General features: G+C 53.8%; 20 protein-coding genes. 11 read left to right on the top strand and 9 right to left on the bottom strand.

Annotated features, from left to right (window positions below; all coding sequences use genetic code 11):
- Window positions 1-259: 259 nt before the first annotated feature.
- The 4 genes from JF535_RS11360 (at window position 260) to JF535_RS11345 (ending at window position 3,568) form a co-directional block, all read left to right on the top strand.
- Complete coding sequence (locus JF535_RS11360) at window positions 260-835, top strand: HEPN domain-containing protein (RefSeq protein ID WP_207002167.1); 576 nt, start codon at window positions 260-262, stop codon at window positions 833-835.
- Between the two features lie 77 nt (window positions 836-912).
- Window positions 913-2,181 (top strand): hypothetical protein, encoded by a 1,269-nt coding sequence (locus JF535_RS11355; protein ID WP_207002165.1) that lies wholly within the window; start codon window positions 913-915, stop codon window positions 2,179-2,181.
- Between the two features lie 427 nt (window positions 2,182-2,608).
- The gene (locus JF535_RS11350; RefSeq protein WP_207002163.1) at window positions 2,609-3,007 is read left to right on the top strand and encodes a hypothetical protein; all 399 of its coding nucleotides are present in this window, start codon (window positions 2,609-2,611) and stop codon (window positions 3,005-3,007) included.
- 63 nt (window positions 3,008-3,070) lie between these two features.
- Complete coding sequence (locus JF535_RS11345) at window positions 3,071-3,568, top strand: RES family NAD+ phosphorylase (protein ID WP_207002161.1); 498 nt, start codon at window positions 3,071-3,073, stop codon at window positions 3,566-3,568.
- Window positions 3,569-3,902: 334 nt separating this feature from the next.
- Here JF535_RS11345 and JF535_RS11340 read toward each other — a convergent pair whose 3' ends face one another.
- A complete protein-coding gene (locus JF535_RS11340) occupies window positions 3,903-5,351 on the bottom strand; it encodes a DEAD/DEAH box helicase (protein WP_207002159.1) in 1,449 nt (482 codons plus the stop codon).
- 5 nt (window positions 5,352-5,356) lie between these two features.
- Entirely contained in the window at window positions 5,357-5,893 is a 537-nt protein-coding gene (locus JF535_RS11335) for a hypothetical protein (RefSeq protein ID WP_207002158.1), read from the bottom strand.
- Window positions 5,894-5,951: 58 nt separating this feature from the next.
- On the opposite strand from JF535_RS11335, the gene JF535_RS11330 reads away from it, so the two are divergent.
- On the top strand, window positions 5,952-6,212 hold the full coding sequence (locus JF535_RS11330) for a helix-turn-helix domain-containing protein (RefSeq protein ID WP_207002156.1): 261 nt from the start codon (window positions 5,952-5,954) through the stop codon (window positions 6,210-6,212).
- Window positions 6,213-6,314: 102 nt separating this feature from the next.
- Here the strand turns inward: JF535_RS11330 and JF535_RS11325 are convergent, their stop codons facing one another.
- The 4 genes from JF535_RS11325 to JF535_RS11310 all read right to left on the bottom strand — a co-directional run bounded on the left by JF535_RS11325 (window position 6,315) and on the right by JF535_RS11310 (window position 11,401).
- Window positions 6,315-7,694 (bottom strand): tyrosine-type recombinase/integrase, encoded by a 1,380-nt coding sequence (locus tag JF535_RS11325; protein WP_207002154.1) that lies wholly within the window; start codon window positions 7,692-7,694, stop codon window positions 6,315-6,317.
- Between the two features lie 451 nt (window positions 7,695-8,145).
- Entirely contained in the window at window positions 8,146-9,756 is a 1,611-nt protein-coding gene (locus tag JF535_RS11320; RefSeq protein WP_207002152.1) for a phage integrase SAM-like domain-containing protein, read from the bottom strand.
- Window positions 9,749-10,978, bottom strand: a complete 1,230-nt coding sequence (locus tag JF535_RS11315) for a tyrosine-type recombinase/integrase (RefSeq protein WP_207002150.1) — start codon at window positions 10,976-10,978, stop codon at window positions 9,749-9,751. The genes JF535_RS11320 and JF535_RS11315 overlap by 8 nt, the downstream gene beginning before the upstream one ends.
- Before the next feature lie 39 nt (window positions 10,979-11,017).
- Complete coding sequence (locus JF535_RS11310; RefSeq protein WP_207002148.1) at window positions 11,018-11,401, bottom strand: secondary thiamine-phosphate synthase enzyme YjbQ; 384 nt, start codon at window positions 11,399-11,401, stop codon at window positions 11,018-11,020.
- 70 nt (window positions 11,402-11,471) lie between these two features.
- Between JF535_RS11310 and trmA the strand changes: the two genes are divergently transcribed.
- A complete protein-coding gene (gene trmA, locus JF535_RS11305) occupies window positions 11,472-12,560 on the top strand; it encodes a tRNA (uridine(54)-C5)-methyltransferase TrmA (protein WP_207002146.1) in 1,089 nt (362 codons plus the stop codon).
- Between the two features lie 9 nt (window positions 12,561-12,569).
- Here trmA and JF535_RS11300 read toward each other — a convergent pair whose 3' ends face one another.
- From JF535_RS11300 to JF535_RS11290, 3 genes are read right to left on the bottom strand one after another with little or no spacing between them, the layout of a single operon-like run.
- Window positions 12,570-13,034 carry a DUF2489 domain-containing protein gene (locus JF535_RS11300; RefSeq protein ID WP_207002144.1) on the bottom strand — a complete coding sequence of 155 codons (465 nt, stop codon included), beginning with the start codon at window positions 13,032-13,034 and terminating at the stop codon, window positions 12,570-12,572.
- A complete protein-coding gene (locus JF535_RS11295) occupies window positions 13,031-13,975 on the bottom strand; it encodes an AEC family transporter (protein ID WP_207002142.1) in 945 nt (314 codons plus the stop codon). Before JF535_RS11295 ends, JF535_RS11300 begins: the two co-directional genes overlap by 4 nt.
- Before the next feature lie 3 nt (window positions 13,976-13,978).
- Entirely contained in the window at window positions 13,979-15,385 is a 1,407-nt protein-coding gene (locus JF535_RS11290; RefSeq protein WP_207002140.1) for a DNA recombination protein RmuC, read from the bottom strand.
- An 83-nt stretch (window positions 15,386-15,468) separates the two neighbouring features.
- Here JF535_RS11290 and murI point away from each other — a divergent pair, with 83 nt between their 5' ends.
- The 5 genes from murI to JF535_RS11265 all read left to right on the top strand — a co-directional run bounded on the left by murI (window position 15,469) and on the right by JF535_RS11265 (window position 24,876).
- Window positions 15,469-16,305 (top strand): glutamate racemase, encoded by an 837-nt coding sequence (gene murI / locus JF535_RS11285; protein ID WP_207002138.1) that lies wholly within the window; start codon window positions 15,469-15,471, stop codon window positions 16,303-16,305.
- A gap of 51 nt (window positions 16,306-16,356) precedes the next feature.
- On the top strand, window positions 16,357-19,059 hold the full coding sequence (locus JF535_RS11280; protein ID WP_207002136.1) for a PD-(D/E)XK nuclease family protein: 2,703 nt from the start codon (window positions 16,357-16,359) through the stop codon (window positions 19,057-19,059).
- Window positions 19,060-19,063: 4 nt separating this feature from the next.
- Window positions 19,064-22,504 (top strand): UvrD-helicase domain-containing protein, encoded by a 3,441-nt coding sequence (locus tag JF535_RS11275; protein ID WP_207002134.1) that lies wholly within the window; start codon window positions 19,064-19,066, stop codon window positions 22,502-22,504.
- A gap of 278 nt (window positions 22,505-22,782) precedes the next feature.
- The gene (locus JF535_RS11270) at window positions 22,783-23,856 is read left to right on the top strand and encodes a 3-deoxy-7-phosphoheptulonate synthase (RefSeq protein WP_207002133.1); all 1,074 of its coding nucleotides are present in this window, start codon (window positions 22,783-22,785) and stop codon (window positions 23,854-23,856) included.
- Between the two features lie 132 nt (window positions 23,857-23,988).
- The gene (locus JF535_RS11265; RefSeq protein WP_207002131.1) at window positions 23,989-24,876 is read left to right on the top strand and encodes a LysR family transcriptional regulator; all 888 of its coding nucleotides are present in this window, start codon (window positions 23,989-23,991) and stop codon (window positions 24,874-24,876) included.
- The last annotated feature ends 129 nt before the right edge of the window (window positions 24,877-25,005 follow it).

The following is a 25,005-nucleotide window of genomic DNA, read 5'->3' as shown; positions in this document are numbered from 1 at the left end:
ATACTTGGTTGGAAAACAAACAGGTTTAGTTGTTTGGCATCCCAACTGAACCCTGATGACGAGTCAAAATCGCGTATTGACAGTAATGGCATTTAACATTGAATTGTGAAAACTCTGAACAGCACAGGCAGAGCTAACTAATTGATTTGCCAAACGAAAGGTTTACTATCAGTCTTTTGAGCCTCCTGGAGGCGATACTCGCTTGGACATTCCGCCGGGCTATAGCGAATCATCTGGTAAGACTTAATCAAGGATTGAAATGCCCTCACAAGCACTGCTGACATTTGACCATGCGATTCAGGATGCGGTTGATCTTTTGAAGCACTTTGATGCACTCAATACAGCGCCACCTCCCCCAGAGATAGAGGTCCTAAAACGCGCAAGTCTTGTTATGGCGTTAACCGCACTGGAAACCTACTTTGAAGAACGACTCACTGAGTCGGTGAATGCCATCTGTAAGCGCAAGGAGGCTAAAGACACATTATCCGAGTTTTTCAGAGCATCTTTAGAGACAGAATTGAAAACCTTCCACACGCCCAGCACCGACCGTGTAAAACCAATTTTCAAGAAATTTCTTGGCTACGATGTAACTGAAGGATGGGTGTGGAACCATTACGATTCCAAAAAGGCGAAAACTGAACTTAATCGACTCGCAAAAAAGCGAGGAGATATAGCGCATCGGTCGCAACGTCCCCTACCTGGGCAGCCGACGCAGCACGCCGTCACAAGAGATGACCTTCGAAAACATATTCACTTTATCAAAGAGCTCGTGAAAGCCACAGATATTTTTATCGAAAGTAAATCTAACGTCCACTTCGAGACCGAACCCTGCTAGATACATAATACATATAACGTAAAGAGCGCACTCTGCCACAAACAACCAAATAATCTATAGGAATAAGAAATAATACAATGGATAAAAAAACATTAATAACTGGAATTTCACTTGTCACTTTTATCGCTGGCTGCTCCAGTACACAACAACTCAATTCTCTCAGCTATAGCGATGCATCCGCTTTTGAACAAGCCTTACGGTCAAGAGAAACGCCCACTCAGCTAGAGCATGAAAAGCTCTATATCCAACCTGTGAATAAAATGGAGCCTTGCCAGCTACCAACATCCCGCGACCAAATGATACGCAACAACTTTCGTACCTACTGGGATGGTCAGTGTAAAAATGGATACGCATATGGAATCGGACGCGATATCGCAATGTCCGACACTCACCATCTAGAGGAAATTACCATTCACGATGGTACTGGAGATAACTCAAAATCCCCGGCCATCCTCTATGATTTTGTAAATAATGCTATCCATTACCGCGTAGCCAATCAGGGGGATCTTAGCTATAGCCGTTATAGCGAGCAAATAGCTAACGATATTAATGGATTCAACATTACCTATATTATGGGCATAGAAGAAGTCGATGGGAAATCACAATATGTACAAACCTCCCCATTTAACCCCACTCGAGCATTCATCAATAATGAAAAAAATATCGTCTACAGATTTATAGACAACTCAACTAGTCCAGTCATAAACCCTTCAGCAATAACCTTTTCCGCTGAAATTTTGGATCCTATGACGGGCCAGCCAGGAGGAGTCGCAGTTGCCCGCTACGGAAACGGACAGGTGCGACATCTTAAACTGGATGGAGTCCAACCAGAGCCGATAGTGCTGCCTGAAGAATACTTGTCACATTTGAACGAGAAATATAAATCGATCTTAAGCGCTCAAGCTATTGCAAATGCAAATATTGAAAAAGCTAGAAAAATAGAGCGTGAGTATTTATATATGGCATGCAATGGAAAGCATCATATCGACGGCCTTGATGAGGAAGTTGCAACTAAGATTTGTAATTGGCGCGATCAATTTAATGAACCCTATCAACGCGCACTTGCGGCATACAAGGAGAACCTTGAGAATTTGATGCAACAGGCAGAAACGGCAGAACAGCAACGACAATTACAGCAACAGCTGGCTCGTCAACAGCAGTTGCAGCATCAACAACAATCCCAGCACGCTTTACAACAAACTATAAATAGCTTAAGTCAGTTTAATTGGCAGATGCAGCAGAGCATAATGAACCAGCCTGCTCCACAAATTGTTCCGCTGACCCCCTCTGGCAACAATCAGATCACGTGCGTCGAAGCAGGCGTTGTTACTAAATGTAGATACTAAACCCTTCCCCCGCTCTTTTAATGAGAGCGGGGGATACCCCCAATTCAATAGCTAGCAATGTAACAGCAATTCATTTTGTGCACGCTCGTCGGCACCTCGAACTTTACCAGACCAATTCCTGTCAACATATCACGCTTCTGCAAGTGGCTAACGCGACCCACAATTGCACGGCCATCTCGCAATTGGCAGTGTTGAACCTTTGCCATGAAAATCGAAGGTTCCGCCTCCCCCGCCCAAGTATCACCCGTTCGGCTTGGCGCAGAAGCTTTGTCCGAATGCCTACTGTCTCCTGTCGACCGAAACACCCAACACCGGTATTCTTGTCCAGTGAAGAGTGAAAACTCGCTGGGACTGCTATTTAGTAAGCGCGCATAAGTTATGATCCATATTAGGCATGGGAAGCTGACGGGAAATTGAGACTTATTCTATGATTTACGAAGAATGTATGATTAGCCCAGCTTTGAAGCACTTTGTAATCGGGCGCGGTTTATTGGAGCAATGTGCGCACTGCGGTAATGAGGCGACAGGTGTCGATGAAATGATAGTAGTGGAGCATATTGTTGCGCTATTTGAAAGCACTCTTGTTCCTTTTGATGCTTTGCCGCAGATGACCAAGGTGGACATTGATTGTGGTGCCGATCTTCCTATCCGAGAAATTTTCGATCGCCTCGACTTCCACCCACCCTCAAAGTCAGAGAGATTTAATAGTCAATTATGTGAGGCCCTGGAACTGGAGTTTGTTGATCCAAATGCCCTGCAATTGATTGATCAATGCTTTATGATAAATGATGTAAATTTAACCGATAACGAGTTTACTGTTGGATAGAGAGATTTTCTTCGAAGTATTGCAAGTGGTCATCGGTTTTTCAATCGAGACGCGAAGGAGTTCTTGGATGATCTTTTTCATATCCTAACTGATGATCTTGATTTAGAAAGCAAGAACGTTATCAAAGTAATTGACTATCAAATTCCACTATATAGAGCAAGAATAGCCTCATCAATAAATGCTCTAAAGAAAATGCAGGCTGAGCCGTGTAGTGAGCTAGGGCCGACACCACCCCAGTTGGCATCAGATCAGCGAATGAGCCCGTCAGGAATATCAGTGTTTTATGGTGCTTTTAATAGGAGCACATGCATTAGTGAAATTCGTCCAATTGTGGGCGACCTTGCGGTTTCAGCGGAGTTCCGTGCGCTGTCGAAATTGAATCTAATAGATCTAAATAAGCTACCAGACTGCTCTGCTGTAGATGACATTTACCACGATGACGTTCTCCGACATTCCCATGCAAGATCCTTCTTTAAAGAATTGGTTTTCAGTATGTCGAGACCTGCACGGCGTGCAGAGAGCAACCCATATCTATCAACTCAGTTTATCTTTGAATATTGAAGGGTCAAGTTTAGGGATTTTGCGGATGGAATACTCTATAGTTCTGTTCAGCAGGATCAAGCCGGCTCCTGTTTTGCACTATTCCCTGAGGCAAGCAAGGTTTCTGAGGAACCAATGTGCGCGCTAATAGATAATGATGTATTTTCTGAGGAGCACTCATCAACCGTGTCCATATTTTATGTGCCAGATTCACTTCGTTACCATCGTGTCAGGGGTGTTTCCTGTATTCAGGAAGAGGATGATAGTGATTTCAAACTGGCAGCCAGTTAAGATCTGCAATCATATGTTGGTACTCGATTTTGATACACCGGAAAAAACTGAATTTGTAGTTTCACTATTGAGGCAATTGGCCGGCAGGAGGATTACCAGAAATTTCAAACTCAGCTCCACTTATCTCTAGCAGTCTCTGAACGAAATCTCCGGAAATCTTGACGCAAGCCTCATAGGATTCTGCTAGCGTCAACAGCGAATCGGAAGGCTCTAAAGATACTACTAGTGCCTCATCAAAGGTGAACATTTCGTGCTCTGTCGCTGTGGTGTTCCCTTCCCCCTCATCCCCGCAACATAAAGAATCCTGAGAAATATCAACTCGGACACTCGAAACAGCCTTTTCGAAAGTTAGAATGTTAGATTCTGGAATATCTTCTGAGACTCGCTGTCCATACTCGACTAATGTCGGTTCCGCGGGCATAAATAAGTAACCGCTCTCACCTAACTGGCCCGTAGAGCGAAGGATTCTACCCAAAACTTGTCGAAAATAGAGTTCTGTCTTGACACGAGTCAGATAACAGCAAACCTTCAGCCGCGGGAGGTTAGTGCCCTCACTGATCATACCAACGGAAATAATCCATTTTCTGGAGCTATTACGGAACTTACGAATGGTCGCCATTGGCTTTTCGTCCACATAAGTGGCTATTTCCGCTGTTTCGTTTAGTTCACCGTACAAGAGGCGGGCGATTTTGCGTGCATGACTAACAGAAGTTGCAACAATGAGTCCGCCAGCATTTGGGGTTTTTCTTCTCAAGCTGTCCAACTTAGCGGCAGCTAGACGCAAGATCTCAATGATTAGAACCTCATCATCTAATAGATCCTGATAACTACAATCCGACTGCGAGAGCAATTCTCGAAAAGAAGAGTAACGATAAGACTCTTGACCTGCCGTGACGCAAATTTGGGAATTGTCGACCGCGGTAATTCTTGGTGTTCTGCAGACTTCATCAGCAATTGCTGCAGCGAGGCCATAGCGGAAATCACATTGCACACTCCCCGAATTTTTACAGTAGTCAGCAAGCACTATGGGAATACTGTCCGATCTCCATGGCGTGCCCGTCAAGGCAAGCGTGTAGGCTGTCTTGCCACGGATGTAGCGATGAATGGTTTCCCCCCAACTGTTGCTTTTACCCACTTCGGTGGCAGCGCAATGGTGAATTTCATCAAATATTACAAATACACGAAAATTTTCTAAGATTTCCCAGAAATCTGGGCTCATTGAACTCATAGATTGATATGTAATTGAGAAACCATGAGCACCTAATTGGCCGGTCAATCGCCTCCCAGTCTGAGCTTCAAGCTCTTTACGGAAGTCGTCTGCCACCAAGATTGAGGGCGAGAAACACATCACCATATCGATCATGCCCATATCGAACAGGCGTTTTGCAAGTACTGAAGCCATTACTGTCTTTCCAGCACCTGGGGTCGCAAGACACATAAAATGGCGAATATTTGAGCAATACTGCTCGTAGGCCAATGAGATGCATTCGGCCTGCCAAAGGCGTAAGTTCATATAGGTTATGCGTTTGGAGTGAGAACAATAAGAGACTCTAGAGCCTTTACCTTTCCTAGGGTTTTGGCGTAGTCCTCTCGTGTTTGGTCATACTTTGATTGAATAGTATTTTTGAGATAGGGGCTGGCTTGGACTATTGCCTCGTACTCTTCGAGGGCCCCCATAGCAGAGAGCATTTCTGTTCGATATTTATTCAATTTCGCCTTAAGGCCTTGAATGACCTCAGCGGGAAATGGCTCTGATCCCACTTCAGCTACTGCAGAAAGTTCAAGATCAACCGTTCCTGATCGATGTAATCGAGATACGTCAACCAACTGATACTCAATTGGATGAAGCCTATCAGTATTTCTCCTCCTCAAGACACCACACTCTTCAAGCTTACGCAGGTGTCTCTTAACTAACTGACTGACTACCTTTTTGGGCTTATCACCAGTACCTGTCAGGCTCTGATATGCATCTCTAATACGGGGTACAGAAAAGGTCTCAAATTGGCCACTCTTCAATAAGGAGGCCAACTCAGGCTTCACCTTTAACGGCTTCATAGTACATCTGCTTGTCTCGAATTTCGCGCCATTGTACTTCGTCTCTAACATCGAGACAATGAAGCGAACCCCATACTCATACGAACACGAAAAGCTCCGCCAATGGCTTAAACAGAAGCGGGAGGAGCGCGGCTTGTCTATTCGTGCAGCAGCCGAACTGTTTGGTCGGCATCACTCGATTATTGGTAAGATCGAGCAGGAGCGAAAGCGTATTGACATTGCAGAGTTTGTAGAGTACTGCGAAACCCTGCAGGCAGACCCCCATGAAGGATTAGACGTGCTGATTAATGCTCTGCAACGAAGCAAAAGAGGAAAATAGTCCGACTTCTATCCTTGTCTACTAAACACTACTGGCGGTTTCTTCGAGAATCAGTCACGCACAAATTACCCACAGTGTGCAAACTTTATTCAAGTGCTTTCACTAAATAGGCTCAGCCTCTAATGCATCGACATCGCAACCCAAGTCAGTCAAAACCTGCCTGCAGTGCTGGTAGTCTCTCTCTGCTCTTTCTTTCGCCGCAACACCAATATCGCTCAATTCCTTCAGCTCCAACTGTTGAATCAGCATTGCTTCCCACTTCGCCTGGTGTGGACTAGCCTCAATCACTGAGCTAGAGCAATCAGCGCATCGCGTTCTTTCCATTCCATAGCCGCCACCGCAATTGATGTCAGCTGCAGTGCACCAGGCCACACCTGTACTACGGATATTGACGGTCTCGGACACGACTTCGATCAGCTTCTCGCGTGAACCATAAACCTTCACATCTTCATCATTAGCTCTTAAGGTCATCATTCTGTGAGCTAGCCCGCCAGCGAGTAAAGCATTTCCACCTAACCAGCGCCCAATTGTTTCCACTCGCAAATTACTTACTGCGTCATATACGCAGTCCCATAATTCCTCATCAGCTGATTCATGCGCGGCATACAATACCGTCATATCTAATGACCAATGCTTAAAATGCTCTTTCAGTAGCATCAGATCTCCACGACTGGACCTTGCTACGTTGACTGCAAAAGTTCGGCGAGCCTGGTGGCTATTAAAATCCCAATCAATCCCTAACCCAGCAACGAAAGCTTTCAGCCTAACATTCATACCGGTGTGAGTCGAAATCGTGCCATTCTTATTGCTCTTGGCGAGGAATAACCCTTGTTCGTGAGCTATTAATTCTGCGTATTTATGCGAATCACCAGAGATTCGTGTCGCGTCGAGTAATTCCATATGCCTAGCTCTCAGATCGACAGACAATTGTTCCAGGACTCTAAAGGCACGTATAGCGATCTCTGGGGCGACAAATTCAGATAGACCATCTCCTGTTTTGGCTACATGGGCTTCAATAAAGTAAAGTGTGATGTCTTCGCGGCTTTCATGTCGGTAGCCTCCGGCCTTAATGCTCACCAATTCACTGATACGCATACCCACAGTGATCAAGATCACGATAGCGCAAGCATCGCGCAAGCGAGAACGCGCTTCATTAACTTCTCGCTTACGTTTAAAGCCGGCATTACGCGAAACTTGCGCCAGCCTCTTCTCTAAAGCTTTTCGAGTAACCCCCTCTGGAGCTGTGCGCACAACATTAGTTAGCTTTGCCTCAACCGTAAACAAGTTATCCGCACCGTCCATCACTGACACCGCCGCTTGGAAAATCTTCGTTACGACGTCCTCTGTCATTAATATCGTTTTTCCGGCCAGGATTGCGCCTCTTTCCTTCGCTACGCCAGATAATGCATACGCGCTGGTCTCAGGCCAAGGCTCAGGAACTTCAAAACTCGTTCCCTTGAGAAGGCTAAAAAGGGATTCCACTGCGGAAAGTCGATGCTTTATCGCTCCAGCGCCCAGCCTAGTGCCAGGCTTTTGCCCAGGGAGTACCTTGCAACGATGGTAATAAGATGAGTATGCATCTTCACTCAACGACTCAGGACCATACCCCACACCTGAACACCACTTTGCGAATGAGCGCATATGCCGAAAAAGGCTTACAATAGTACCCCCTCGTTTATTGGTGCCTTTTGGGCCAACACGCGACAGCAAACGAGTAACCGCTTGGCGGATTGGCTCGCGCCAGCACTCGGGCACGGTCAAGAAATTAAGTTGTTGATTGTTTTTTCTTGTATCTACCGGGAACCAGCTAAGCGGCAATTTAATAACTTCGTCACCGTACCTACTGTGTGTCGTGATAAACAGCGTACGATCGACCTCTTGACGCTCTCTAATCGCTTGCACTGCCTCGTTCAACTGGATGACATGCCTCGGCTTAGTAGACACTTTCGAGGCCTCCAAGTTGGTCGAGAGTTTGCCAATAAGGATGAGGATTATGTTTCGCATGTTCGCGCATCGACTGCACTTTCGAAATATCAAACTGAGGGGCAATATTATCGTCGATAGTACGTAGAATATGACGAAAGTGCCTTGACCAAGCACGCGTACTCATGACATCTCGCTCCCGCACCAGCATCCAATAAAGGCTAAATAGCTTATGTAAATCATCCTCGGTAACAACAAAACTTTTACATCGAAAGCACGCTAGGAACGCATCACAGTAATTTCCGTTTTTTGGCGCTCGGTGGCCATCTAGAGAATCTTTACAGTGCGCAACCGGCGTGGACTCTGCGTCAGAGGCCAACAATTTATTCACGAAAGTTTCACCGATAAATTGCAATCTCTCATCGGCATCTTCAGGTACTTCTAAGTAGTGAGTATCAGACACTCTCACCGAGTGATTCCCTGCTGCTGCCGTCATAAACGGGTCTCCTCCTGAAAGCTCCCAGATACGATTCTCAAAACTCTTCCTGAGCCGCATGGTGTTCAGTTGTAGCAGATTATCAAATCCGTCATAAAGCTCATTCCGCCTCACAAATCCGGCTAAGCCATTCCGTTGATTTAGCATATCTGCCGTCACAACTATCGGATCGCCTAACTGATGCTGGTGGTTACTTTTTCTGGCGGAACCAACAAACAGACGGTCTGGATACTCAGAATTTGATCGAACCTTCGCATTGCGCTCCTCAATTAGCTTAACAATTTCTATTACGTCAGGTAGCGCCGTTTTAAACGTAGCGCCATTTAGGTGCTTCTTGGCCGGAGTCACATTGATCTGATTACCCCGACGTTTGTAAGACACGATCACCATACGATCATCCTTCAGAGGGTGTGGCAGAAGGCAATCTGTCCGCAACTCAACTAGAGGCGTCGGATTCATGCCGGTACGCAGGGCAATTCCTACAATGCAGGAGACCAATTGTTGGGTAGTCAATTCGCCACTGCTCTGCCGAATAGCGCTCCAATCTTTTTTTACGGCGCGCGCAACCAGGGCACGTTCGTCTTTGGACAGCTTTTTTTGACCCTTCATTTTCCGATTACTATTCGGATACGGATTCTTTGGAAAAAAAGACTTGCCAATCCCGCATCGAACGAGCAGTTGTTTGACGTTGCTAAAGTGAGTCCTTCCTACTCCGAGCTCATAAAGATAATTTAAAAAATGCTGTATGAGAATTTCGTTAATATCACTGAATAATAACTCTGCATCTCTAGATTTAGCTTCTATCTGGCAAAATCTCCCAAATACCCTAAGAGCGCTGTGATAGCTGCGGATAGTCTTGAGTGATAGTGACTTTCCTCGTGTATCAACATGTTCATCCACTAGCTTCTTAAGCTTGCATTGAGCGCGAGCGATAATATCGTCACAGCCAATTCCATATAAATCATCGAATTTGAGCTGTCTCAAAGATACGCTTGTGCTTTTGGGAAGCTCAATTGCCGTAGCGATAGGCAATGTTTCTTGAGTGTTAGTTGTCGAGTTATCTCTCTCTTGGAAAGTAGCTACATCGATAACCGAGGAATCTTTTCGACTCTTTCGTTTAGCCATCTTCCCCCACTATCTCATCGTCCATGGTAAGCTCTTCTAGATCCAGATCATGGTTAAACTGCAAGTCCTCCACATCCAAATCATCCAGCACATGTAGATATTTCATCGTTGTATGAATTGAAGCATGCCCCAATCGATTCTTGACAAAAAGTATGGGATCACCTTTGTACTTCCCCATAGCCTTGAGTCTGTTCAGACTATACAGCGTGTGTGTCGCGTAGGTGTGTCTGTGTGTGTGAAGGTTTACCGGGTAAGTTAGACCAAATTTCTTCCATCCTTCAGCAATACTTGAATGGTCGACATCATATGGCTTACCTTGCTGATTCAGAAACAACACTAATTGTTTCTTACCTGAGCGCACTTCCTCCACTGGTCGTTCGTGAATTACGTACAGCCAAAGATCGGCCATAAGCGCACGACTAATCAGGATACTTCGTGGCTGCTCTCCTTTGATACGCATGTCCCTAGGATCAAGATACACACGTACCCAATGTTTTTCTTTTGGTAGATACGCAGTATTGACAACGTACTTTAGAGGAAACGTATTAAGCTCTTCTCTACGCATTCCTGAGCCCAGTGCAAGGCGCGCAAAGATCTTGTGTTTATTATTCGTAATGCATTCTAAAAACTCTCTAATTTGGTGTTTCGAGAGAACCTTGATTAGTGCTCGACGATTGCGAAGAAGAACGTTAGGCGAATGGACAACCCCTTGTGATGCATCAGTATGGCCTAGAAACCCAGTCGGCCTTCTGACTTTGATTTCGTCAAGATCAAACGGCGGTCGGCCGATTAAACGCTCACGCAAAGCGTATCTATAGAACCGGATAACTTCGCCCAAGCGATCATTAACAGTAGAAATAGCAAGACCACAGCCAGGATGAGTTGGATGATTCAGTGGTCTAAGCAACCAATCTCGGTACTGCGCCAAAACAGAGCGTTCCGGACTGTCGTCAGAACCACAACCTAGCTTCCAGGCATCACCTATTGATATACCACCCTCGACTTCTACGAAGTTTGCCTCTAGCCAATCGAAGTAATCATAAAGGCTATGGCCGTATTGCCCCCATGAAGTCTCTTTAACTCTACCATTAATGATGCACCGCTTAACCAAGTACCTGTGAACGTCTTTAACAAGCCTATGTTCATTATCGTAGAACAAGGGGAATCCAGGATATGGGGTCCCGTTGATCAGAAATTCTTTGGTGGAAATGATCTTCTTCATACCACCACATTACTGCGGAAACCTGGGCGGTCAATCCTTTTATACGAAAAAGCCCCCAATTAAACACAGGTAAATCCCCTGCCAGGTGCCCAGCGCGAGGCGCCCGCCGATCACCGGGATACTCAGGCTGCTGGCGGTGAGCGCCGACTTGATATGCGCGGGCATATCGTCCGGCCCCTCCAGCGTGTGCGTATACAGCGGATCATTTTCCGGCACCAACCGGTTCAGCCAGCGCTCCAGGTCCACTCGGGCGCTGGGATCGGCGTTTTCCTGAATCAACAGGCTGGCGGACGTGTGCTGGATGAACAGCGTGCACAGCCCATCACCACCATAGCTTTGACCCGCCAGCCAATGGGCCACATCGGCGGTAAACTCGTGCAGCCCCTGCCCGCGCACTACAATTTCCAACTGCCCCACGGCCATTGTCCTACTCCTGTATCACTTTCGCGTATAATCCGCGCCCGATTGATTTCACCAGATACGGCTCTTTTTCATGGCTCTTCACCGCGTAAATACTGACAACTACCAGCAGCAACTGGACCAGAAGGTGGACCGCCTGCGGGCGGATTTCGCCCCGTTCACCGATCTGGAACCCGAGGTATTTCCGTCGCCGCCCAGCCACTACCGTCTGCGCGCGGAGTTCAAAATGTGGCAGGAAGGCGGCCGTGTCGACTACGCCATGTACAAGCAAGGTGAATACAAAAAGCCGTTTGTGATCGACGAGTTTACCGTCGGCTCCCGCCGGATCAACGCATTGATGCCGCCACTGCTCGAGGCCATTAACCAGAGCGAGATTCTGCGCAAACGGTTGTTCTGCACTGAATTCCTCACCACCCTGAGCGGCGATGCCCTGATCACCCTGATCTATCACAAGCCGCTGGATGAAGTGTGGGAGCAAGAGGCGCGCGCGTTGCAGGCCTCCCTCGGTGTTCCCATCCTGGGGCGATCACGCAAGCAAAAGCTGGTATTGGAGCGGGACTACGTAATCGAACAGTTGGAGATCGATGGGCGCACATATCAGTACAAGCAAGTCGAGGGCAGCTTCACGCAACCCAATGGTGACATCTGCCGCGCCATGATCCATTGGGCGAGAAGCTGCTGTGACGACAACAGCGGCGATCTTCTGGAGCTCTACTGTGGCAATGGCAACTTCACCATTCCCCTGGCAGAAAAGTTCCGCAAGGTACTGGCGACTGAAATTTCCAAAGTGTCCGTAAACGCTGCTCAGGAAAACATTGCCGCGAACGGAGTAGAGAATCTGGATATCGTGCGCCTGTCCAGCGAGGAATTCACCCAGGCCATCGACAAGGTGCGCCCCTTCCGTCGCCTGAAGGACTTTGATCTGGACAGCTACGACTTCTCAACGGTGCTGGTGGACCCACCTCGCGCCGGGCTGGATGCGGATACCTGTGCGATGGTCGCCCGCTATCCGCGCATCCTGTACATCTCATGCAACCCGGAAACCCAGCTGGAAAACCTCAAGGCACTGAGCAAAACCCACAAGGTTGCGCGCTTTGCGATTTTCGACCAGTTCCCCTATACCGATCACACCGAGTCCGGTGTACTTCTGGTCAAGAAATAGAGTCGGGTATTAGAAATTGCGGCCAAGAATACGCTTGGCCGCGTCCAGTGCGAAATCGCGGTACTCGGATTCCACCCGCGCCATCTCTTTCTCAAAAGCAAATTTTTCCTTGCGGGAAAGCTTCTTCCAGTCTTCCAGAATCGGGATGTGGCTGGTCTGGTCAGACACCTGATAAAACGCCACAAACTCCTCTTTCACCGCTGGCTCCACTTGCAAGGAATCCAGTAAAACCCGGATACGCAGCGATGCCTCCGTCAGACCCACCCCCTCGTCGAGCAGCGTTTTGGCGATAATCTGGATGCTGGTATTGACCCGGTCGCGCTGCGCCTCTGCGGCGGCTTCAATCTCCTGCAGCTGTTGGGTCTGGCGTTTACGCGCCTTGCGCAATTCCAGACAGTAATAGGTAGCCACCGCCGACAAACCGAAAATGATCAAGCCGGCAATTACCAGTATCCATACAGGTACTTCAGTCATGGGAGATATACCTTCAAAAGCGCAAGCCCGAGGCTCGCGGTAACCACAGAAAATAATGTACTGATCGCAATAATATTCGCCGCCAGCTGGCTATTGCCGCCGAGCGCGCGGGCCATAATAAAAGACGCCGAAGCAGTAGGCGCGGCCGCGAGCAGAAACAGGATCGCCAGACCCTGTCCGTGCAGGCCAAACAATAAGCCGACACCCACCAGTATCACCGGGACCACCAGCAACTTGAATCCACTGGCCGCAAACGCGCCGAACGAACTGCGCCGCAACATGCTCAAATCCAGGCTCGCGCCAATGCACAACAGCGCCAGCGGCAAGGTGACAGACGCAAGATAATCACCGGTCTGCACAATCATCTCGGGCAACCTGAGCCCCACAGACTTTGCCAGCAGGGCCAGCACAATGGCCACAATGAGCGGGTTGCGCAGAATATCCTTGCCCAGTTTTATCCAGCTGAACTTCGCTTTCTGGCTGTACACCGCAAACAAGGCCACCGCGGCGATGTTGTAGAAGATGGTGATCACGGCCATCAACAACGCTGCCTGCGCCAGACCAGAAGCACCGTAGGCATTTGCCGCCCAAGCCAGGCCGATAATCCCGAGGTTGCCACGAAAGGCGCCCTGGATAAACGCGCTGCGGTCGCCGTGCGCCAGCGAGCGCGCCGCAAGCCACGCCAACGGCACCGTTAATACGGTGCCGATCAACCCTGCCAGCAACAGGGGCCACTCATCGCCGAGGCGGGCATCCGAGCCGAAAATATTAAAAAACAATAGCGCCGGCAGCGTTACCAGAAACACCAGCCTGGAGGCGTCATCGACAAAGGATTCACTCAGCAGCTTCACCCGCGCCAGCCCGTAACCCACCAGCAATGTCAGAAAAATCGGCGCGGTGACGGAAAGCGCAAAGGAGAAGGTTGTGGCGATGGTATCCAAGGGTTATTCCGCTTCCGTTTCCACAACGGCGGAATCTTCCGCTGGTTCTGGCTGCGGGGCTGGCAGCTTGTGGCTGTCCTCCGCTTTCTCTCGCAGGTCAGCGGCAATCTGCTTGCGGGTCTTGGCCCCCAGCTTGCGCAGGCTATCGATACGCTTCACCGCGTTGCCGCGGCCCGTGGCCAGCCGCTTGTAAGTTTCCTGGAACGCCTCGTCGGCCTGGCGGATACGTCCGCCCAGGTTGTCGAGGGACTCGAGCACCAGCGCAAACTGGTCGTGCAGTTTGCCCGCCTCGTCGGCAATTTTTTCCGCATTCTTGTTTTGTTTCTCGTAACGCCAGATGTTCTCTACCGTGCGCAGGGTGGCCATCAGGCTGGTGGGGCTCACCAACACGATCTGGCGCTCGTAGGCAAAGCGGAACATTTCCGGGTCGGCCTGCATGGCCAGCATGTAGGCCGCCTCAATGGGCACGAAGATAAAAACAAAATCGAGGGTGCGCACACCTTCGAGCTGTTCATAGGCCTTCTTGTTCAGGCCGGTAATGTGCGCGCGCAGGGAGTTGACGTGCTGCTTGAGCGCCTGACTCCGCTCCTCGTCGGTTTCTGCAGACGCGTAGCGCTCGTAATCCACCAGGGAGACCTTGGAATCGATGATCAGGTCCTTGTTTTCCGGCAGGCGCACAATCACGTCGGGCTGGCGACGGCGGCCATCGGCGGTACTGTCTTTCAGGGAAACCTGGGTTTCGTATTCGCGCCCTTTCTGCAGGCCGGATTCCTCCAGCAGGCGCTCCAGCACCACTTCGCCCCAGTTGCCCTGGATCTTGCGGTCGCCCTTGAGTGCGGAGGTCAGGTTCAGGGCCTCGTCGCTGATGCGCTGGGTCTGCTCCCGCAGCGCCTTGATCTGGCCCAGCAGGCTGTTGCGCTCGGCGTTCTCACGGTCGTAGACATGCTCCACCCGCTTGCGGAAGTCACCCAGCTGGCGCTCCAGCGGGTCGAGGCTCTTGCGCAGGCTGTCTTCACTGCGGCGCACGAACATCTGCTGCTTTTCTTCGAAAATGCGGTTCGCCAGGTTTTCGAACTGCTGGGTCATGGATGCGCGGGTCTGCTCCAGCTGCTGTTTCTGTTCCGCCAGCGCCACCTCGCTTCTCTCCACCAGTACCTGGTAGCGCGCCAGTTGCTGGGATTTGCTCGCCAGCTCGTCTCGCAGTTGCTGGATTTCCAAGCCCTGCTGGGTCTCGCGCTCACGGCCCGCCACGTGTTGGGCGGCCAGCACCTGCTGCTCACTGCGCAACTGATGCAGCTGACTGAGCAGACGGGACCTGCCCGCCCAGAACACCAGCAACACCAGTACCAGCACGGCCACACCGGCGAGAATGGCCTGTTCGAGGGAGAGTTGCAGGGGAAACCAGGTCATAGAAAATCACTTAAACTTATTACAGGGCACCGGCTGAGGTATTCTTGCCGGCCAGCAGTCCGTATCGGGAGACAGGTTTTTACATGCCTAAAGGAAGCGGCCATTCTAACAAGGCGCCCAGTGCATTGATATTCGATTCCGGCGTCGGCGCCATCAGTATCGCGCGGGAGATCCGTCGCCAGATACCCGGCCTGACCCTGCATTTCGGGATCGACAATGCGTTCTACCCCTACGGCAACAAGTCAGAAGAAGTGCTTCGGCCGCGCATCGTCGAGGTCGCCAGCCATATGATGGCCGCCTGCAACGCGGACATCCTCGTGGTGGGCTGCAATACCGCCAGCACCCTGGCCCTGCCCTCCCTGCGCGACGTTCTGGCGCAGCCTGTGGTGGGCGTTGTGCCCGCGATCAAGCCCGCCGCTGCCGCCAGCCGCTCCGGCACCATTGCCCTCATTGCGACCGAGGGCACGGTCAACCGCCACTACACCCGCGAACTGATCGAGGAATTTGCCCCCAGCAACCGGGTCATCAATGTACCCGCACCGGAACTCGTGGCCCTGGCCGAGGCCAAGCTGCGCGGCGAGCCGATTGCGGCGGCCGACCTGGCGCCCGTGATCGAGCGCATCTTTGCCGGGCCGGATGGCGACACCGTCGACACCGCGGTACTCGCCTGTACCCACTTTCCCCTGCTCCGGGATGAACTCGCCGCGGCCGCGCCGCGCCCCCTGACCTGGCTGGATTCCGGGGACGCCATCGCCCGGCGCGTGCGCTGGTGGCTGGAGGAACTCAACATTCCCCTGCCGGAAACACCGGCGCCCAGCCTGCTGCTCACTACCAGCGCCGACAACCAGAGCGCCATGCTGCGCGCCTTCGCCGAGTTCGCCCCGGAATACCGCGCTACCGCCATCCCGGTTAGACTGTAAGTCCGCGCACCCGCGGCAACCTCAAATTCGATAAATCAATAAGCGTTTTTCATGCTGCAACCCGCATTCCCCCTGCTGCAGATCCTGGATCAGCTGCCCGAAGGTGGCCTGCTGCTCACTCCGACCAACCGCCTGCGCAACCGCTGCCAGCAGGTGTACGGTATCGGCCAGCAGGCCAGTAAAAACTGGGCACCGCCCGCCGTCGAGTCGCTGCAAGGCTGGCTCGACAAACTCTGGTTTCAACTGCAGCAAATGCAGTGGCCGCCCGCCATGTGCCGGGTGCTCAATAAGGAACAGCGCCAACTGCTGTGGCAGCAGTGTGTGGAGCAGACCCTCGACAAGGGGCTGATCAACACCCAGCAACTGGCGGCCAACTGCGATACCGCCCTCGCCCAGCTGATCCAGTGGCAACGCATCGATACGCTCGACGCAATCGAATCGGCACTGGCACCGCACTGGGAAAAGACCGGGCTGTTGCCGGATGATTACGCGCTGTTCAAGGTACTGCCGCTGTTTCACCAGCAGTTGCAGCAGCGCAATGCCATTACGCCGGATCAACGGGACCAGCGGATCAGCCGCGCCTTCGCGGAGAATCAGCTGCCGAAACTGCCGCAGATTTCTCTCGCCGGATTCGTCCAGCACTCACCGCTGGTGGAGCAGCTCTTCCAGCGCGCCAGTGACACGCGGCAGAATTTCCCGATCCCCGACAACACCGATGCCAGCGTGCGGGTGGCGCAGTGCCACAACCTGGAAGAAGAACTGGTGCAGGCCGCCCGCTGGTCCGCGGAAAAGTTGCGCCAGAATCCGGACAGCAGTATCGGGGTCGTGGTCAACAATCTCGGCCAGTGTCGCCCGCTGGTGGAGCGGGTGTTTGCCCGCGTGCTTGAGCCCCAGTGGCTCGATCCCGCGCAACCCGCCTACACCCTGCCGTTCAACTTTTCTGCCGGTACACCACTGGCAAAAACACCGGTCGGCGCAGCCACCCTGCAGCTGCTGGAAACCCTGCGCGACACTTTTGATTACAGCGCGCTGCGCAACCTTTTGTTCTCACCATTCTGGGGTGCGCAAGACCCCGTAGAACTGCATCTGCGCAGCACCCTGTTCCGGCGACTGCAGAAACTGGAGCTGCGCGAGATACCGGGCAATGTGCTGCGCACCTGGGCAGAAAAGCTCGCCGCTGAACTGGCCCCAGAGAGCCTGCTGCCGGCCCAGCTGAACCAGCTGGGGGAGTGGGCCCGCCGCTGGCAGCGCGCCCCCGCCGAAGTGTGGGCACAGCGGTTTTCTGAACTTCTCACCCGCCTGCAGTGGCCGGGAAACCGCAACCCCAACAGCCAGGAGTACCAGCAGCTGATGCTGTGGGAACAGGCGCTGGAAAATTTCGCCGGCCTTACCGAATTCGGCGGAGCCCAGCCGCTCAGCAAAGCGCTGCAACTGTTGCGGCAAATTGCCAGCCGCACGCCCTTCCAGGCAGAAACCCGCGATGGTCCGCTGCAGATTCTCGGCGTTCTCGAAGCCGGCGGTCTCGCGTTCGATCATTTGCGGCTGGTGGGCTTCGGCCAGCAGCAGTGGCCGCCGCCCCCCTCTCCCAACCCGATGCTGCCGGTCCTCTGGCAGAAAGAATGGAAAATGCCGCGCGCCAGTGCCGAGCGCGAGTTGGAACTTGCCCAGCAGCTGACCGCCGACCTGCTCAACGGCAGTGACGATATCGTGGTCAGCTACGCCTGCGAGGAAGACGGCGTGGGCCAATCGCTCAGCGCCCTGTTCGGGTCTCCACAACCGGCAGAATCCTTCGCGCAGGATTCACTCGCTGCCCACTACCAGACTCTCGAAGGGGCTCCCGCGCTGGCAAAAATGCCGGATGCCGCCCTGCCTCCCCTGAGCGCGGAAGACTGCGCCCAGGTGCGCGGCGGTGCCGGGGTGCTCAAGGCCCAGGCACTCTGCCCGCTGAACGCCCAGTTGCGCTATCGACTGGGTGCCGAGGAATACGCGGAACCCGGGCTCGGGCTGAGCGCTGCTGAGCGCGGCAACCTGATCCACGAAATGCTCGCCGCCTTCTGGATTCAGTGTAAAAGTTCACAGCAGCTCGCGGCCATGACGCCGGAGCAGCTGGCGCTGCAGATCCGATCCAGTATCGACACCGCCATCGCTCGCCTGAACCGCAAGCACCCGGAACTGCCGCCCAAGTTCTGGGAGCTGGAGCAGGTCCGCCTGCAGGATATTTTTGAGCAGTGGCTGCCCCTCGAACAGGAGCGGCCGGTTTTTACCGTGGAACAGGTGGAGACCGCCCTCACGGTGACCCTGCAGGGCCTCACGTTTACCCTGCGCCTGGATCGTCTGGACAGCCTCGTTGACGGCGAGCAACTGGTGATCGACTACAAAACCGGGCAGACCTCCGTGAGCGACTGGCTGCAGGAGCGTGTACGAGAGCCCCAGCTGCCGCTCTACGCCCTGTTCCACCCGCAGGCCAAAGCCGTCGCCTTCGGCGCGGTGAAAAATGGCAGTTGCAAATATCAGGGCTGTGGCGAGCTCACCCATCCCATCAACGGCATCAAATCCGTAGCGGATAGCCAAATGGAAAAAGAGCCCGATCTGATCCACTGGGACCAGCTCAAGCAACACTGGCAACAGGCGCTGGAAGGCCTCGCGGAAGAATACAAAACCGGCCACGCGATCCTCGCGTTCGATCGCCCGGCAGACAACGACAACCAGAAATCCCTGTGGCCACTGAATCGCTGGCCGGAACGACAGCAATAACACCATGACAACGCCTGTACCCGTAGATGCCCACGAGCGCGCGCAAGCCCTCGAGATCACCGAGAGCTTTGCGGTGTCGGCGCCCGCCGGCTCCGGCAAGACCGGCCTGCTCACCCAGCGCCTGCTGAAACTGCTCGGCGCCTGTCAGCAGCCCGAAGAAGTGCTCGCCATCACCTTCACCCGCAAAGCCGCCGGCGAAATGCGCGAGCGCCTGCTGGACGCACTGCTGGATGCCCGTGACAATCCGGAACCGGAAAACCCCCACGGCAAAATCACCTGGCAACTGGCGCGGAACCTCCTGGCCCACGACCAGCAACAGGGGTGGCACCTGCTGCAAAGCCCGCAGCGCCTGCGCATCCAGACCATCGACGGCCTGTGCCGCAATATTGCCAGCCAGCTGCCTATCGACAGCGGCCTCGGCGCGCCCGGTGAACCACTGGATCAGCCGGCGATCGCCTACGAGATGGCCATCGCCAACCTGCTCAAAAAACTCGAACGGGAAGAACTCGACGAGGACCTGGGCCGACTGTTACTGCATCTGGACAATAACCTTCCGCAAGTCAGCGATATGCTGAAAACCCTGCTGGAGAAACGGGAACAATGGCTGGAGCCGTTGCTCTCGGTACACGATGAAGTCGCCGAAGATTATTTCACCCAGGTGATCAAGGAGCTGATCAACGGGCAACTGGTTGCTTTCAAGAACTGCCTTGGCAGCTTCGCCGGCGAGCTGCTGCAGCTGGCGGATTACGCCGGCAGCAACCTGCAGCAAGAGAAGCCCGGGCATATTGTCGGCAACCTCGCCGGTATCAGCGCGCTGCCCCCCTGCGACGACACTGGCCTGACACAGTGGCTGGCACTGGCAGAGCTACTGGCAACAGGCACGGGCACCCTGCGCAAGTCCGTGAACAAGACCATCGGCTTCCCCACCGCCGACAAAAAGTCTCCCGACCCCGAGCGGGCGAAAGCGTACAAAGAACGCATGACTGCCCTGCTGGAAGCCATGCGGGATGTGCCCGAAGTACTCAATGTCATCACCGAAGTGCGCACCCTGCCCGCCGGCATGGACGACAGCCAGTGGCAGATACTGCGCGCCATGGCGCGGGTGCTGCCGCTGCTGGTGGCGGAACTCAAGCTGGTATTTCAACAACTGGGGAGCACCGACTTTACCGAGGTGGCGCAGGCGGCACTGGCAGCGCTGGGCGACAGTGATTCCCCCACCGATGTCGCGCTGAAACTGGACGTACAGATCCGCCACATTCTGGTGGACGAGTTTCAGGATACCTCGCAGCTGCAGCTGGAACTGCTGCAGAAACTCACCGCCGGCTGGGAACCCGACGACGGCCGCAGCCTGTTTATCGTGGGCGACGGCATGCAGTCCTGTTACGGATTCCGCAATGCCAACGTGGGTATTTTTCTCGATGCGCGCAATGACGGCATCGGCGAATTGCCGTTGACGCCACTCAACCTGCAGGTGAACTTCCGCTCCAGCAATGCGGTGGTGGACTGGGTCAACCGCACGTTTGTCCGCGCGTTCCCCCCTCAGGACAATATCAGCCGCGGCGCGGTGCGCTACCTGGATTCGGTGGCCTTCAAACCCCGGGTATGGGAAGACGAACCGGTAAACTTCTACGGTTGCGTGGACGACGAAGACCGCTTGCAGGAAGCCGAACAGGCGGTTGCTATTGTGCAAGACCTGCAGTCCCGGGCACCGGAAGATCGCATAGCAATACTGGTGCGCAATAAAAAACACCTGCAACAGATTCTGCCCGCACTGACCCGCGCCGGCATCGCCTATCAGGCCCAGGACCTGGCCCCCCTCGCCAGTAAAATGGTCGTACTCGACCTCCTGAGCCTCACGCGCGCGCTACAGGATCCCAGCGACCGCACCAGCTGGTTGGCCGTACTGCGCGCGCCCTGGTGCGGGCTGGCATTACCGGACCTGTTTACACTCGCCAATTTCGATGCGGGCGAAATGGGCCCCCGCGATCCCCGGGTAACCCCCATTATCAATACGCTCAGTAATCCGCAAGCCCTTGCGGCACTGAGCAGCGAGGGCCGCGCACGGCTGGAGCGCTGCCTGCCGCAGTTGCAGGAAAGCTGGCAGCAACGGGGGCGCAAGCCGCTGCGCGTGTGGCTAGAAGGCCTGTGGCTCTCCCTCGGGGGTCCCGCTACTGTTGCCGACCGGCGTGAGCTGAGTAACGCCGCCGACTTCTTCCAGCTGCTTGAGAAGCATGACCACGGCGGCGGTATCGCCGACTGGCCCGCGTTCGAGCAGGCGCTGGAAAAACTCTTCGCCCGCCCGGCACAGGAAGCGCGGGTGCAGGTTATGACCATTCACAAATCCAAGGGGCTGGAGTTCGAGCATGTGCTGATTCCCGGGCTGGACAAGTCCGGTGGTGCGGGTGGCAGCGACCAGCTGCTGCGCTGGTGCAGCTGGCTCAACAGCGAGGCCCACACCCGCTTCCTGCTCGCGCCGAAAAGCCCGCACAGCGGCAAAGATCCGCTGTATAGCTACGTCAAGCACGACAACAGTGAACGCGAACGTCTGGAGGGCACACGCCTGCTTTATGTAGGCTGCACCCGCGCCATTCACAGCCTGCACCTGCTGGCCTGCGTAAAATCCTCTGACAAGAAAAACGAAGACTACAAGGCACCCAGCGCCGCTTCACTGCTGGCCTGTATCTGGCCGACGCTAAGCGACAACCAGGACAGCCCCTGGTGCCACTGGCTGGAGAACGAGGCCCCGACCCAACAACCGGAATACCGGGATCACAGCTATCTGCTGCACCTGCCCGAGGACTGGCAGCCGTCCGCTCTCCCGCGCGAGGACTATCTCGCCCGCTACCGCATGGGCGACTTCCAGCGCGATGACAGTGAAGAGGCCAACCTGCCGGAACTCGGACAGGTGCAACAACGCTGGTTCCGCCACGCGGGTACCGTCGCCCACGAAACCCTGGCCACGCTCACCGAATCTCCCGCGCGCCTTGCGACACCCGCGCAGCAGCTCATCGAGGAATTGCGCCCGCTGTGGCAACTGCGCCTTGGCCAACTCGGGCTGAATGGCAGGAGCCTGGAAAAGGCACAGGAGAAAGTGGAACAGGCCATTGTGCGTACGCTGGACTGCGAAACCGGGCGCTGGCTACTGGATTCCAAGCACGCTGATAGCGCCGCAGAACTCGAACTACACAGTGGTGGACGCGAGCTCAGGCGCAGCATCATCGACCGTACGTTTATCGATGCAAAGGGCAGCCGCTGGATCATCGATTACAAAACGGCAGAACCCGCCGCTGCCGAGTCTGTGGAGACGTTTTTGGCCAACCAGCTGGAGCAATACCGCCATCAGCTGGAAAACTACCGCCGGCTGTTTTACCAGCGCGGCGAAAAGTCTGTACGCTGTGCGCTCTACTTCCCGCTATTGCAGCACATGGCGGAACTGCCCAACTGACCGCGAAACACCGCCCGTTTGACAGCCCCGGGGATGGGCAAGCAGGAAACTGCCCATCCCCCGCCGAGCCTCATTGCACTACCAGTGCGCAATAACATCCCTGCGAGACACCTTTTCCACGGACAAATGTTTCGCGCCAACAACAAACCGGTGACACCTAAAACTGTTTCAAATGAAACCCTAGCCCTCTCCCCCGCCACTGGTTAGCATTAGCCCCCCGCAGCACAAGGGCTGTGGGCACGGAAGCCATTAAATTTTTGAAAAGTAGTGATTCAACCATGACCACGCAGCAGTTCGACGACCTGAATGTCGTCTCCCAGGATGTCCTGATCACACCGGAAGCGCTGAAATCGGAACTGCCCGTCAGCGAGGTTGCCGAAGCCTCGGTCGCCGCCGGTCGCGCCGCGGTGCGCGATATTCTGGACCGCAAAGACCACCGCCTGATGGTGGTGATCGGCCCATGCTCCGTTCACGATGTGGACGCGGCCATTGATTATGCCAAGCGCCTCAAGACGCTGGCCGACAAGGTGTCCGATACCCTGCTGATCGTCATGCGCGTGTACTTTGAAAAGCCCCGCACCACCGTAGGCTGGAAAGGCCTGATCAACGACCCGCATCTAGACGACTCCTTCAAGATCGAAGACGGACTGCACATCGGCCGCAAATTGCTGCTGGATATTGCCGAGCTGGGCCTGCCCACCTCCACGGAAGCACTGGACCCCATTTCGCCCCAGTATCTGCAGGACCTGATCTCCTGGTCCGCCATCGGCGCACGCACCACCGAATCCCAGACCCACCGGGAAATGGCCAGCGGCCTGTCCTCTGCCGTGGGCTTCAAGAACGGCACCGACGGCAGCCTGGAAGTCGCCATCAACGCGCTTCAGTCCACCGCGAACCCGCACCGCTTCCTGGGAATCAACAAAAAAGGCCAGGTGGCCATTATCCACACCGCCGGCAACAAGTACGGCCATGTGGTATTGCGTGGCGGCAACGAAAAGCCCAATTACGACTCCGTCAGTGTGGCCATGTGTGAGAAAGAACTGGAGGCGGCCGGACTGGTACCCAACATCATGGTGGATTGCAGCCATGCCAACTCCAATAAAAATCACGAGCTGCAGCCGCTGGTGGTCGACAACGTCACTCACCAGATTCTCGACGGCAACAATTCCATTATTGGCATCATGGTTGAGAGCAACCTGAAGGCCGGCAACCAGAAAATCAGCAGCGACCGCAGCCAGATGGAATACGGCGTTTCGGTCACCGACAAATGCATCGATTGGGAAACCACGGAAGCGCTGCTGCTGAAAATGGCGGAACAGCTGCGTGCTCCCCTCAAGGCCAGACAAGGCTAAGCCGCAGAATTTGCCATCCAACAAAGGGCCAGCAATGCTGGCCCTTTGTGTTTCCGCCGTAGCGCTTCCCCGCCGTTGGATATGCTGTAAGATTCTGACTATCGCGTTTGACACAAGGTGCGGGCTACCAGCATGTCCAGAATCAACTATCACCACCTGTATTACTTCTGGCGGGTTGCGTGTGCAGAAAATCTCACACAAGTAGCCAAGGACATCCACCTGTCGCAATCGGCGATCTCTGCACAGCTCAAGCAATTTCAGCACAATCTGGGGGTGGACCTGTTCGAGCGCCAGGGCCGGAAGCTGGTGCTCACCGGCGAGGGCCGGAAAGTACTCGACTATGCAAATCAGATTTTCGCCAAGGGCGAGGAGCTGGAGCAGCTCATCGCACAGGGCTTCGCACCCACCGGGCAACATGTCTCAATCGGTGTTCTGAACAACCTTTCGCGGAATTTTGTCGAGAGTTTTATCCTGCCCCTGCTGGAGGATGCAGAAACCACGTTTTCGCTGCACACCAGCACCATGCCCAATCTGTTGAACGGGCTCGAAAACTACCAGTACAATGTGATTCTCACCAACCACAATGTAGAGGTGGGGTTACAGGAGCCCATGTGGCGCAGTGAGCTGCTCTCGCGCCAGGCCATCGCGGTGGTTTCCTCCTCCAAGCCACCCCGCCGGCGCAGCTTTCCCGACAGTTATCGCAATGCCCACTGGGTTTTGCCCTCCAAAAACAGCGAAGTCCGTTCCGCATTTACGGTGCTCTGTGCCAAGCACCAGTACCACCCCAGCATAAAGGCAGAAACAGACGATATGGCCATGCTGCGCCTGCTGGCCCGGGATAGCGGCGCCTACTCGGTGCTGCCTGAAGTTGTGGTCCGCGATGAAATCGCCCAGGGCACCCTGCATGTCCATCAGAGCCTCCCGGATGCCTATGAACACTTTTACGCAGTGACCCTGGCCAGCAAGGCGATTCCGGAAAACGTGCAGAATTTGATCGAAAAGGTGCGCACACAACGCTGACCGGCGCTGCGCGCCAAACCGATGTTTACTGCATATTTTTGAACATCAACTTAACAAAAATAGAACGATCGGCGAAAACAAGCCAAGATATTCCGCAATCATCTATTTTATTTAAGCTAACTTAATATT

This window comes from Microbulbifer salipaludis (genome assembly GCF_017303155.1).
GTDB classification, from domain to species: domain Bacteria; phylum Pseudomonadota; class Gammaproteobacteria; order Pseudomonadales; family Cellvibrionaceae; genus Microbulbifer; species Microbulbifer salipaludis.
Note: the sequence above shows the minus strand (reverse complement) of the source record. Positions and strands in the feature narration are given on the sequence as shown.